The organism is Parvibaculum sp. (genome assembly GCF_035511255.1).
Lineage (GTDB): Bacteria > Pseudomonadota > Alphaproteobacteria > Parvibaculales > Parvibaculaceae > Parvibaculum.
In genome coordinates, this window is the sequence record NZ_DATKFR010000015.1 from 1 (window position 1) to 12191 (window position 12191).

Below are 12191 nucleotides of genomic sequence, written 5' to 3' on the forward strand. Positions count from 1 at the left end.
GCGTCCTATACGAGGCGCCCGAACTGGTCACGTCCCCATCGTCTAGTGGCCCAGGACGTCGCCCTCTCACGGCGAAAACAGGGGTTCGACTCCCCTTGGGGATACCAATCGCGCCAGGCCGTCGATCGCGTCGATCCGGCCACGCGTTCTTCCTCTTCCCTCGTTCAAGCGATCACTGCGAGATTGGCGAGCGCCGCCATCAGCGCGAGCGTCAGCGGCACCCAGACGCGCGGACCGACGAAGAGTGTCAGCATCGGCTGCGTCGGGAAGGAGAAGGTTTCGGCGGTACCGGCAATCTTGAACTTGTGGATGTCGCGGAAGCGCGGGTCGAAGGCGAGTTTCGCCATGTCGCGGCGGCTGCGGTAGCGCATGTATCCCATGATCGTCCAGCCGGGATCGGGCGCGACATGCCAGGCGTCGACATAGCCGCCGACCTTGCGCGCGACGATGGCGGGATGACCGCCGCGCAGGATGAGCCGCTTGATAAAGGGCGTGGAATAGCGGTTCATCAGGACGCGGCCTTGTGTGGGCGTTCCCGTCTCGGGATCCGGCACCAGCCCCGGCGCGACGCGCACCAGATTGAGCATCACGAATTCGCGGCCGTCGTCTTTTTCGAGAAAGGCGCGGACGATATCGAGGTCGTTGTTCTTGCCGGCGTCCTGGGCCTCGGCCTCGGCCATGAAGGCATCGACCTCCGCGCGGCTGAGCGGGCCGCGCCAGTTCTGGTACCAGGCCAGGAAAAGAGCGTAAGCCGCCAGCGCCGGCAGCCAGCATTCGAGCATGATCATCCGTATACCCTCCCCGAGGTTAGCGACGCGACCGGTCTCCTCCCGTCCACGTCCCGGCAGTATGGCGGAGCGGTTGACCGGCGGCAAATAAAATGACACTGATAATGTCATTACAAGGGCCAAGGGAGGAAACCATGAGCCTGAGCACTCCATTGCTGCTGCGCGGCGCGCCGGGCTCGCCCTATACGCGCAAGATGCTGGCTCTGTTGCGTTACCGGCAGATTCCCTATGGCTTCCTGCAGGGCGACGAGCCGGACAGGCGCGGTCTGCCGAAGCCGAAGGTATCCTTGCTGCCGACTTTTTATCTGAAGGAAGGCGAGGGAGATTATGAGGCCGCGGTCGACTCGACGCCGCTGATCCGCCGCTTCGAAAAAGAGTTTAGGGGTCGCAGCGTCATTCCGGACGATCCGGTCATCGAATTCCTCGACTACCTCCTCGAGGACTATGCCGACGAGTGGCTGACCAAGGCGATGTTCCATTATCGCTGGTACTACAAGCCCGACATCGACCGGGCGGCGGCGATCCTGCCGCGCTGGCACCGGCTGACGGCGCCGGAAGAACAGGCGCTGAAAATGGGCGACTATATCGCCGAACGTCAGATCTCGCGCCTCTATGTCGTCGGCTCGAACGACACCACGGCGCCGGTGATTGAAGCGAGCTACAAACGCTTCCTCGACGCCTTCAAGGCGCATCTCGAAACGTGTCCCTTTCTGATGGGTGACCGGCCCGGCGCGTCGGATTTCGGCGTCTACGGGCAACTGACGCAGCTCACGCATTTCGACCCGACACCGATGGAGGAGACGCTCAATCGCGCACCGCGCGTCTTCGCCTGGGTCGACGTGATGGAGGACTGCTCCGGCCTAGAGCCGGGGGAGTGGATGACGAGAGGCGCGGTGCCCGCGACCATGGTGGCGCTGCTGAAGGAGGTGGGCCGCGTCTATGCGCCGGCGCTGCTCGCCAATGCGGCGGCATTGACGGCGGACAAGGAGACGGTCGAGACCGAAATCGACGGCCGGCCCTGGGTGCAGCAACCCTTTCCCTATCAGGGCAAGTGCCTGCAATGGCTGCGGGAGAAGCGGGCCACGCTGACGCCGGCCGACCGGAAAGCGGTGGATACTCTTCTCGACGGCACGGGCTGCGAGGCGCTCTTCGCGGCGGCGTAATTTCGCCCGCGATGCTATGGTTGCGCCGGAATCGAAGAGGCGCATCCCATGGATTTTGAGTCGCTCGTCAACGAATACGGCCGGCCGATGGTCGTCGCCTGCGGTCTCTATCGCGGCGGCAAACGCATCGCCGACATGAAGCTTGCCGATGCGAAACTCGCGGCGATGGAGGATGGCGGTTTTCTCTGGATAGGCCTGCACGAGCCTTGCGAGGAGATGCTCCAGCATCTCGAACGAGAGTTCGGCCTTCATCCCCTCGCCATCGAGGACGCGCATCGCGCGCATCAACGTCCGAAGATCGACGTCTATGGCGATGCCATCTTCGTCGTGCTGCGAACCGCCCAGTTGCAGCATCAGGAGATCGTCTATGGCGAGACGCATATCTTTGTCGGCAAGGGCTACGTCATCTCGGTCCGGCACGGCGCGTCGAACTCCTACACGGAGGTCCGCAAGCGCTGCGAGCGCGAACCGAGGCTGCTCGCGCATGGCGAGGACTACGTGCTCTACGCCATTCTCGACTTCGTCGCCGACCAGTATTTCCCGGTGATCGACCAGATCGTCGAGGAGGTGAACGAGATCGAATGCCACATCGTCGCGCACAGCTTCACGAGCGGGGAGATCGACCGCATCTACGAGCTTCGCCGCGAACTGACGACGTTCCGACGTCGCGTCACGCCGATGCTTGAACTCTGCAACAGGCTCGAACGTTATGAACTGCCGATGATCGATCGGGAAATCCACCCCTATTACCGCGACGTGCACGACCACATTACGCAGGTGAACGAGTCGATCGACAGTCTACGGGAGTCGCTTTCCTCGGCTTACGAGGCGGCGGTGATGATTTCCGCGGCGAGCCAGAACGAGGTGACGAAGAAACTCGCCGGCTGGGCGGCGATCCTCGCCATTCCGACGGCCATTGCCGGCATCTACGGCATGAATTTCGAGCATATGCCCGAACTCAAATGGGCCTACGGCTATTATGTCGTTCTCGGCGCGATGGCGGGCGTCTGCGGCTATTTGTATTTCCGGTTCCGCAAGGCCGGTTGGCTCTGACTCGTCAGCGGATCAGTGTGCTGACGAAGGACGAGCCCATATTCGTGCAATCGAAAGCATGGAGCCCCAGCTCTTCGCCCAGCATCTCGAAACTGGCGATCCCGCGGACGGAATTTCCCCGCGCATCGAGACGCGGCGAATAGGTCGCGATGCCGAGCTGGCGGTTGACGACGCCGAGAATGCCGCCTCCGACGCCGCTCTTGGCGGGTACGCCGATGTCGTAGGCCCAGTTGCCGGCGTAGTCGTACATGCCGCAGGTGAACATGACGGCGAGCGTATTGCGGACCGCGCGCAACTCGAAGGCGGCGCGCCCCGTGACGGGATTTTCGCCCATGTTGGCGAGCGTCGCGCCCATGCGCGCGAGATCGCTGGCGGTGACGCGGATCGAGCATTGACGGAAATAGAGATCGAGCGCCTCGTCCGGCGAAACCTTCAGAACGTCGTTGGCGAGGAGGAGATGTGCGATCGCCCGGTTTCGGTGGCCCGTCTCCGCCTCGGAGCGATAGACGGTTTCATCGAGAGTGAGCGGCCTGCCAGCCGCCTGCGAGAAGCGATCGAGAACGAAATCGAAAGCGCTGGCGCCGAGCGTTTCGCAAAGCAGCCCGGCAATCGTGATCGCACCGGCATTGACCATCGGGTTGAAAGGCTTTTTGCCGACCGCGTCGAAGATGATGGCGTTGAACGCGTCGCCGCTGGGTTCGACGCCCACCCTCGTAAGGACGGTGTCGCGGCCTGTAAGCTCCAGGGCAAGGCAGAAGGTGAAGGCCTTGGAAATGGACTGAATGGTGAAAGGCACCTCCGCGTCGCCCGCAATATGCAGCCGTCCTCCGACGGTCGCGATCGCGAGGCCGAAATCGTCCGGCGATGCCTTGGCGAGTTCGGGAATATAGTCGGCGAGGGCGCCGGCGCGATTGTCGCGATGCGCGGAATGAATGCTTTCGAGAAGTCTGTCGAACTCATGCGGCGATGCGCTCGGGACGCTTTGAGACGACATCATACCTTCTTCCACCTGTATTCCATGCCCGCTCCTTGGGCATATGCTCAAATATCGCGCAATCGTCGGCGCCTCCCGGCGTAATACGCCCGGCGCCGATTGCACTTTCCCCGCCACCGCAAGGATCGCGCCAGGTTGGAAAGGGCTGGGGAGGAGGAGCGCCAGAAGAGCAAACGCGGTCCGGCTGTCGTTCAGATCGCGGTCTTCAATCCCGATACGGCCCGCCGCTGACGGCGAACATAATCCGTACGAAGAGCGATTCTGATCCGGCCGAGAAGGGCGCGGTCGAGTGCTGAGCCGCAATGCGTGCAGTCGAGAGTTTCTGTTCCAGCGAGATCGCCGAACTGAAATTCGGTCTGCTCGCCGCATTTTGTGCAGGGGAGATAGACCAGACCAATTCTGTCGGGTGTGCTCATGGCCGCCAATCCGGTTTCGGAGAATTCACTCTAGGAGCAATTCCCGGCGCCCGTCGAATCCAAAATCTGGCAGTCGCAATCCGTGACTGCCAGGCCGAAGACGAAAGTCCTGGCAATGGCCGACGCTGTCATGGCATGGCGCGCCCATCGGGTGACTGTGAGTAGCTGATTTTAACCTGGAGCTATTTTCTCGACTCTCCCGATAAGCGCTTTGGCATCTCGAGGTGCCCTTACCTTCATGTCATTGTCGAAATAGACGAAGACGTCGCGGCGCCTTCTCTTCGGCCCGTTGCGATCCATGACGCGCTCGGCGTCTGCGGGTTCGTGCCCATCCGCCCAGGCAACCGCCCGCTCCGCCCATGTGTCGATCGCTCTCTTGCCGTAGCCGGACGCATAAAGCTGCCGGGAACCATGCAGGCGGCAATAGACGAAATCCGACGTCACATCCATGAGGCGCGGCCATTCGACCGTATCGGCGCAAACGAGAGCGACGCGGTATCTGCGTAGCAGGCGGATGAAATCCGGAGAACGGAAACTTTCATGCCGTATCTCCATCGCGTGGCGCAGGGCGCGTTTCCTGTCGGTCCTGAGCCATGCCCGGCCCCTGAGGGCGCCGTCATGCCGTCGTGCGATCTTTGCCGCCGCTTCCGTGTCGCGCGGAAGGAGTTTGAAAAAATTCTCGATCCTTTCGGCATCGAAGCGGAAGCTGGGCGGGAACTGCCAGAGGATCGGCCCGAGCTTGGGTCCGAGCCGCAGAAGACCGGAGGCGAGAAAGTTCGCGAGCGGCTTCTCGATATTCTTCAGCCGTCTGATGTGCGTGATATAGCGCGGCGCCTTGACGGCAAAGACGAAATCTTCCGGGGTTGCGGCGGCCCATTTGGCGAAGCTCTCGCTGCGCTGAAGCGAATAGAAGGTGCCGTTGATCTCGATCGTCGGGAAGGCTCGGGAAGCGAAGGCAAGCTCGTCCTTCTGGGACAGGTCCTCCGGATAAAAGACACCGCGCCAGGGCTTGTAGGTCCAGCCGGAAATTCCGATTCTGATTTTTCCGCGGTCTGCCATGTTGTCCTCCACGAACTGAAACGGCGGCGCGGCGCAATGGTTTCGCCCTCGTGAAGCCTTTCCGGCGATGGGCTATTTGACAACCGTGGTAAAAGACCCGACCGTCTCCGCCTCGAGAATCGACGAACAAGAAATCATGGTCTTCTCCTCCATTCCGTTCCTCTTTTATTTCCTGCCGCTCTTCCTGCCCCTTTATTACATCTGGCGGTCGACGCGTGCGCGGAACGTCGTGCTTCTCGTCTTTTCGGTGGTGTTTTACGCTTGGGGCGAACCGTGGTTCGTGCTCGTCATGCTGGGCTCGGTTGTCGTCAATTGGCGAGCGGCGCTGGCGATCGCGGCGGCGGAACCGAACCGGCGGCGCTGGGTCACCGGCGCGGCGGTAACCGCCAATCTGCTGCTTCTCGGCGTCTTCAAGTATGCCGATTTCGCGCTCATCAACGTCAATCAGGTGCTTGCGCTTTTCGGCAAGTCGGTGCCCGTGCCTGTGGTCGAGCTGCCGCTCGGCATTTCCTTCTTCACATTTCACTCGATTTCCTACCTCATCGACGTGCATCGCGGCAGCGCGCAGCCGGCGAGGCGGCTCGACAATATCGCTCTCTATATCTCGATGTTTCCGCAGCTCGTGGCGGGACCGATCATCCGTTACAAGACGGTGGCGCGCCAGATCGACCGGCGCCGGACCACATGGGGGCGGGCGGGCATGGGCGCCCGCATCTTCGTCATCGGTCTCGCGCAGAAGGTGTTGATTGCCGACGAAGTGGCCCGGATCGCCGATGCGGTCTTCGATCAGGTCATGCGTCCGACGCTGATTGAAGCCTGGGTGGGCGTGTCCGCCTATACGATCCAGATCTATTTCGATTTCGCCGGCTATTCGAACATGGCGATAGGTTTTGCCGTCGCGTTCGGTTTCACCTTTCCGCGCAACTTCAGGCTGCCCTACACCTCGCGCTCGATTACCGAATTCTGGCGGCGCTGGCATATGAGTCTGTCCACCTGGTTCCGCGACTATCTCTATATTCCGCTCGGCGGCAATCGCGGTTCGGCCTTCCAGACCTATCGCAATCTCGTCACGATCTTTCTGCTCTGCGGGCTCTGGCACGGCGCGAGCTGGAACTTCGTTATCTGGGGCGCCTATCACGGATGTCTGTTGGTGATCGAACGGGCGGGTCTGGGCCGCTGGCTGAAACGGGTGCCGGACAAGCTCGCATGGGCCTATGCACTCATTGCGACGATGCTCGGCTGGGTCTGGTTTCGCGCTGTCGATCTGCCGCATGCTCTGAACATGTTCGCCGGCCTTGTCGGGATGCACGGGATCGGCCCCATGGATGTCCGTGTGCATCTGGCGCTCTACCCGACGACCTTGGCCGCGCTCGTTGTCGGTTGGGCGCTGTCATTGCTGCCGCGTTCGAACGGGACACCGCCACGGCAGAATGCGGTCGCGCGATGGTGGCGGCATCGAAGCCTGCCGGATTTGGCTTTCATGACGGCGCTGATCGTCTTCTCCGTGCTCTCGATCGGCTCGGGCACATATAGCCCCTTCCTCTATTTCAGGTTCTGAGCATGGGCATGATCGCAAAGCACCGGCGGATATGGACGATGATCATGGCGCCGTTCCTGTTCGTACCGATGTTCGTCGGCCTCTTGCAAACGCAATCCGCAACTCCGGAACCGCGCGGAACCGGCAACGCTGCGGCCCGGATCCAGGCTCGGGCCAACGCCTATCTCGAACAGAACTTCGGATTGCGCGAAAGCTTTTTGCATGTGAACGCACGCCTGCGTTATCTGCTGCGCTCGCCGACGACGCTGAGCGTCGCTTACGGCGCGGGAAACTGGCTCTATCTGACCGACGACGCCGTGTTTCAGCAATCCATGGGCCAGCGCATGCGCGTGAAACTGGTCGAGCAATTGGCCGATATCGCGCTAAGGCTGGAGAGAGAACAAGAAGTACGCGGCGGGCGCTTCGTCATGGCGGTCCCGCCCAACAGCCAAAGCATCAACCGCGACACGCTGCCTTCATGGGCGAAGGTCGGAGACGTAAAGACCGAGTACGACGTGCTGCGCGACGCGTTGAAGGAGCGGGGCGTTCCCTTCGCCGATCTTCGGCCGCTGTTGCGCGATGAGCAGAAGCACCGTGAAATCTACATGCAGACGGATACGCACTGGAACAATCTGGGCGCGCTACTGGCCTTTAACGAAATCCTGCGACAGGCGGGATATTCGGATTGGGCGATCGACACCACGCAAATCGACCTGCGGCCATTTCCATTGCCGAGAGGCGGAGATCTTGCGCGGATGCTCGGCGTGCGGGACGACGTCACCGACCTGCAGATGATCTACACCCTGAAGGGAGGCTCCATCCGTTCGACGAGCGAGGTCATCGTCGATCGACCCGCCATGCCGGCGACCGTCACCGTGCGCGATCCTGCCGCCGGTCCGGGGGCGACTGTGATGGTGCTCGGCGATTCCTTTACATACAAACGCGAGGCGCTCCTCATGGAGCACGCGGCAAAAGTCGTATGGATGCATCACGAGCAATGCGGTTTCGACTGGTCCGTGATCGAACGCTACAAGCCGGATCTGCTGATCCTGGCGCCGACCGAACGTCTTGCGCTATGTGCGCCGGGACGGGTGCCCGTCAACCAGCCCTGAGTTGCGTGTTTGAGCAGCTCCGGATGGAAATCTGTTTTCCGTTTTTCTGGAGGGGCTAGGAGGCGACGCCCGCCTCAAGCGCCTTGATGCGTTCGGCCAGCACGTGTTCGCTCGGCAGCGGGCGGCCGTCGTCCTCATCGTCGCCTGGCCCGGCCTCGCCGAAACTCGAGGAGAGCGAAGCCTTGATCGCATTGAGCTCCTCGAAGGCGCCGTCGGCCCGGTCGGCCGGGAAAGGCGTCAGCGAGATCGCGGCCGGCTCGACGATGTCAGGCGACGCTGACGGTGCAAGCGGCGCCGCGACGGCGGCCTGCAGGCCGACGGTATCGGCCGCCTGGCCGAAGGCCTCGTTCATCTCATAGACAAGGCGTGCCGCTTTTTCGCCGATTGTTTTCAGTTGCTGCTGTACTTGCGCCTGACGGGCGATCTCCGTCGATGCGGCCTGTTCGAGGACCCCGATACGGGCCTGTATCGCGTCGGCATGGGATTGAAGCGCCGCCAGCGATTGAGCATTCCGTTCGGTCTCGGCGTGCGCGGTTTCGCATTGCGCTTCGAGGTCGGAAATCTGCCGGCGCAGGTTTGCGGCTTCCTCGCTTGCGCGCAACACGGACTGCTCGAGATCGGCGTTGCGAGCGGCGAAGGCCGCATTGCCGGAGGCGAGTTCGGCGACCTCGTGCCGCTTGTCTTCGAGCATCGCCTCGAGCGAGGCGATCTTGTCGGTTGCCCGCGTCGCTTCCTCGACATTGAATTCCGCGTTGAGCCGTGCGGTGGTGACTGCGACGGCCCGGCGCCAGACGAACTGGATGGCAATGATGGCAAAGAGCGTCGCGGTCAGAAAGCCGAGCGCGATCAGCATAAGGCTTTCGACCATAGGCTCCTCTCAGGAATTCGAGCGGCTTGGCAGGACGGTTTCAACCCTGCCAGAAAAAAAAGTCCCGTTCTACCGTTGAAACACGCGGCACGGACGGTTGCGGCCGAACTGCGTCAGAACGGCAACCATTCACGGCTCTTGGTGTATTTAAGGTAACCGACAGAAGCGCCGAGACGTAGGCCGACGCCCGACCTCATGGGGGCGAGGATGACATTGCCGCGCTGCTGATAGTTCACGCCGATGCCGCCTATGAGATAAGCGCTTCCCTCGACGCCCGGAAAACGCTGATAGATCGTCTGCGCATCGGGGAGGTTATAAACGAGGGTGAAGACCTTCACGGCATTGCCGCCGAAATCCCAGCCGGCGCTGGGGCCCTGCCAGAAAACCTTGGCGGTGCCGCCATTCTTTTTGACGAGGGTGCCTGAGCCGTAACGCAGCCCGACCACGATTGCACCGCTGGCTTCCTCGCCCTTGATATATCCGTTTGGCTCGCCGTATTTCTGGAAGACGCTATGGACCGCATCGGCCATGCCCTGGGCGGTGCTACCGAAGACGCTGCCCGCCTCGCGAACGATTTCCTGCTCGCTGTAGGTGTCGTTTGAATGGCTACGGACCGCCGGTGCTTCCTGATTGGTTTCGGCGGCAAGGGCGGGGGCGGTCATCGACAGGAAAAGGGCAATCCCCGTGGCGAGGGCTGTGCGCAATCCGTGGGCCGCGTCCGTCATCGTCGTCAATCCTCTGTGCCGGCCCTGAAAATGGCCTGATTCCCATGTTTCTAGTTTAGCCTGCCTGCTGGGCAGGGCGAGTCGCCGCGACACCATAAGGCAGGGATGAATATGGCAGGGATGAGGCTTGAAAGACGGCGAGCCCAAAAGTCGCCTTTGAAACGTTATGGCGAATAAAAACATCCGCAGACGGCTGCTGCTGGCGGGCCTCGGCCTCGTCGCGGTGCTGCTCGTCGGCGCCGGCATTCTCTGGCAGACGAGGATAGGGCTCGCCGAGCGGGCGATTGCCAATGCGCTGGCGGCGCGCGGAATCGCACCGGTGTCGTTTCACGTGTCGCTTCTGGGTCTGAGGAGCATCGAAGTCGGCGATCTCGCCATCGGCCCTTCGGCGAACGGAGCGGAGCCCGGCCCGGATGTCGAGGCGGACCGGATTTCGATCATGTACCGGTTCGGGGAACTCCTGTCGGGCCGTGTGCAGTCGATCGAGGTGTCCGGACTTCGCGTCCGCGCGCGGATCGACGATCGCGGTCTCTCGCTCGGTGCCGCGAGCAGCCTGCTTGAACAGGGCGGCACCGGCGGCGCGGCCGGTGCGTTGCCGGACATTCATATCGATGGAGCCCGTATCGAGATTGCAACGCCGCAGGGTCCGTTTGCGATCGAAGGCCAACTCGATATTTCGAAAGCCGGCGCCACGGCGCCGATCGCAATTTCCGTGCCGGCCTTACGCCTTTTCGATCGCTCTGCGTCGATCCGCTTTCAGCCGGTCGATTTCACGGGCCGCGCCGATCTCGATGGCCAGCGCCTGACGCTCGGCGCGACGGCGCGAAGCACCGCGCCGGGCAGCACCGGCGTCGAACTGGCGAAGATCTCGGGCGATTACGATCTTGCGGCGGCGAAAGGCGCGGCGCGCGTCTCCGGCGCGCTCGTCTTCGCACCTGGAAAGCTCGAACCGCAAACCGTACTGCCGGTGCTGAAAGGCTTGGCAACCAATGTCGGCGGCAAGCTGACTTATCGGGCGGATTTCACGGTTTCGGCCGGACAAATGGGAAGCTCCGGCGAAGTCGTCCTCACCGGCATCGGCTTTGAAGCCTATACGGCGAAAATCGGCGGGCTCACGGGGCCAGTGAAACTGGCCAGTCTGATGCCGCCGCGTACGAGGGGACCGCAGACACTTTCCGTCGGTCTCGTCCAGGCGGGATTTCCGCTCAAGGATGGCCGCGTCACGTTCGACATCGGCAAGACCGGAGTCCCCCACCTCGTCGATGCGACCTGGCCTTTCGCCGACGGTAAGCTGACGCTTGCCTCGACATCGTCGTCTTCCGATCGTTTCGAGTTGACGGCGGAGAATGTCGAAGTCGCCGCGCTTCTAGCACTCGTCGATGTGCCCGGCCTTTCGGGCAGCGGAACCCTGAGCGGTAAGGTGCCGGTAAGAATCGAGAACGGCAATCCGATCGTCGAAGGCGGCAACCTCGCCGCGATGGAAGGCGGTGTGATCGTTTACAAGAGCGCGGCGGCGGAAGCGGCGACAGGCAGCGAGCAAACGAAGCTTCTCACGGACGCGCTCAAGGACTTTCATTACACGGAGCTCGTCGGCACACTCGATGGCAACGTCAACGGCGACCTGCAGTTCCGACTGCGGCTCAAGGGCGCAAATCCCGCGCTCTACAATGGCTATCCCATTGTCCTCAACGTCAATCTTCAGGGCTCGCTTGCGGACCTGATAAGGCGTGGTACGGTCGGGCTGCGGCCGATGGAACTGATCCGCAGCGAAGTTGCGCCGCAGAAGGTGGCGCCGCAGAAGAAAGAGACCCCATGAAAGGATTTGCTGGATCGAGATCGATGAACGGACGGTGCCTTGCGCATGGGCTGATCGGGATGGTCCTGCTAGGGGCGGCGGCCTGCAACCCCACGGTCAAGATCGAGGCGCCGGACAAGCCGATCGAGATCAACCTCAACGTCAAGATCGAGCAGGAGGTCCGCGTCAAGGTGGACCGTGAACTCGACGATGTGCTGGCCAAGAACCCCGATCTCTTCTGAAAGAAAAATCATGCGCCCCTTCAAATCGTTTCTCGCCCTTCTTTCGGTCGTCTGCGCTCTGGGACTGGCGATGCCCGCCCTTGCGATCGATCTCGATGGTGCAAAGGCAGAAGGCCTCGTCGGCGAACGGCAGGACGGCTATGTCGGCGTCGTCGCGGCGAATCCGCCGGCCGATCTGAAACGCCTGGTCGACGACATCAATTTGCGCCGCCGCGGCGCCTACCAGAAGGTTGTGTCGCAGACACCCGGTGCAACACTGGCCGCGGTCGAAAAACTTGCCGCCGCCAAGCTCATCGCAAAGACACCTTCGGGACAGATTGTTCAGGATGCGTCCGGAAACTGGGTCAAGAAGCCCTGATCTGTTCCGTTCCGATACGAAGCCGCCGGTTTTTCACTGGCATGGCGCTTGCTCCCTTGGCGGCATAGCCTTGCCGCCGCC

13 protein-coding genes and 1 tRNA gene are annotated in these 12191 nt (G+C 62.1%); 8 read left to right on the forward strand and 6 right to left on the reverse strand.

Annotated features, from left to right (window positions below; genetic code table 11):
* Positions 1 to 31 precede the first annotated feature (31 nt).
* Positions 32 to 107, forward strand: a tRNA-Glu gene (locus VMR03_RS00455).
* A 57-nt stretch (positions 108 to 164) separates the two neighbouring features.
* Here VMR03_RS00455 and VMR03_RS00460 read toward each other — a convergent pair.
* A complete protein-coding gene (locus VMR03_RS00460; RefSeq protein ID WP_325401179.1) occupies positions 165 to 788 on the reverse strand; it encodes a hypothetical protein in 624 nt (207 codons plus the stop codon).
* 134 nt (positions 789 to 922) lie between these two features.
* On the opposite strand from VMR03_RS00460, the gene VMR03_RS00465 reads away from it, so the two are divergent.
* Positions 923 to 1951, forward strand: coding sequence for a glutathione S-transferase N-terminal domain-containing protein (locus VMR03_RS00465; protein WP_325401181.1), 1029 nt, complete (start codon positions 923 to 925; stop codon positions 1949 to 1951).
* 48 nt (positions 1952 to 1999) lie between these two features.
* On the forward strand, positions 2000 to 3004 hold the full coding sequence (corA, locus tag VMR03_RS00470; RefSeq protein WP_325401183.1) for a magnesium/cobalt transporter CorA: 1005 nt from the start codon (positions 2000 to 2002) through the stop codon (positions 3002 to 3004).
* Between the two features lie 4 nt (positions 3005 to 3008).
* Here corA and glsA read toward each other — a convergent pair whose 3' ends face one another.
* From glsA to VMR03_RS00485, 3 genes are all read right to left on the reverse strand, one after another.
* Complete coding sequence (gene glsA, locus VMR03_RS00475; RefSeq protein ID WP_325401185.1) at positions 3009 to 4001, reverse strand: glutaminase A; 993 nt, start codon at positions 3999 to 4001, stop codon at positions 3009 to 3011.
* 188 nt (positions 4002 to 4189) lie between these two features.
* On the reverse strand, positions 4190 to 4414 hold the full coding sequence (locus tag VMR03_RS00480) for a hypothetical protein (RefSeq protein ID WP_325401187.1): 225 nt from the start codon (positions 4412 to 4414) through the stop codon (positions 4190 to 4192).
* Between the two features lie 171 nt (positions 4415 to 4585).
* Complete coding sequence (locus tag VMR03_RS00485; RefSeq protein WP_325401189.1) at positions 4586 to 5473, reverse strand: DUF72 domain-containing protein; 888 nt, start codon at positions 5471 to 5473, stop codon at positions 4586 to 4588.
* A gap of 136 nt (positions 5474 to 5609) precedes the next feature.
* On the opposite strand from VMR03_RS00485, the gene VMR03_RS00490 reads away from it, so the two are divergent.
* Positions 5610 to 7031 (forward strand): MBOAT family O-acyltransferase, encoded by a 1422-nt coding sequence (locus VMR03_RS00490; RefSeq protein WP_325401191.1) that lies wholly within the window; start codon positions 5610 to 5612, stop codon positions 7029 to 7031.
* Between the two features lie 2 nt (positions 7032 to 7033).
* Positions 7034 to 8122, forward strand: coding sequence for an alginate O-acetyltransferase AlgX-related protein (locus tag VMR03_RS00495; RefSeq protein WP_325401193.1), 1089 nt, complete (start codon positions 7034 to 7036; stop codon positions 8120 to 8122).
* A gap of 55 nt (positions 8123 to 8177) precedes the next feature.
* Here VMR03_RS00495 and VMR03_RS00500 read toward each other — a convergent pair whose 3' ends face one another.
* Both VMR03_RS00500 and VMR03_RS00505 read right to left on the reverse strand, forming a co-directional pair.
* Positions 8178 to 8990 carry a hypothetical protein gene (locus tag VMR03_RS00500; RefSeq protein WP_325401195.1) on the reverse strand — a complete coding sequence of 271 codons (813 nt, stop codon included), beginning with the start codon at positions 8988 to 8990 and terminating at the stop codon, positions 8178 to 8180.
* A gap of 113 nt (positions 8991 to 9103) precedes the next feature.
* On the reverse strand, positions 9104 to 9715 hold the full coding sequence (locus VMR03_RS00505; protein ID WP_325401197.1) for a DUF1134 domain-containing protein: 612 nt from the start codon (positions 9713 to 9715) through the stop codon (positions 9104 to 9106).
* Between the two features lie 166 nt (positions 9716 to 9881).
* Between VMR03_RS00505 and VMR03_RS00510 the strand changes: the two genes are divergently transcribed.
* Genes VMR03_RS00510 through VMR03_RS00520 form a run of 3 tightly spaced genes read left to right on the forward strand, consistent with a single transcriptional unit; the run spans position 9882 to position 12110 of the window.
* A complete protein-coding gene (locus VMR03_RS00510) occupies positions 9882 to 11531 on the forward strand; it encodes a YdbH domain-containing protein (RefSeq protein ID WP_325401199.1) in 1650 nt (549 codons plus the stop codon).
* Positions 11532 to 11554: 23 nt separating this feature from the next.
* Complete coding sequence (locus VMR03_RS00515) at positions 11555 to 11752, forward strand: YnbE family lipoprotein (protein WP_325401201.1); 198 nt, start codon at positions 11555 to 11557, stop codon at positions 11750 to 11752.
* Between the two features lie 10 nt (positions 11753 to 11762).
* Positions 11763 to 12110, forward strand: a complete 348-nt coding sequence (locus VMR03_RS00520; RefSeq protein WP_325401203.1) for a YdbL family protein — start codon at positions 11763 to 11765, stop codon at positions 12108 to 12110.
* Positions 12111 to 12191: the final 81 nt, after the last annotated feature.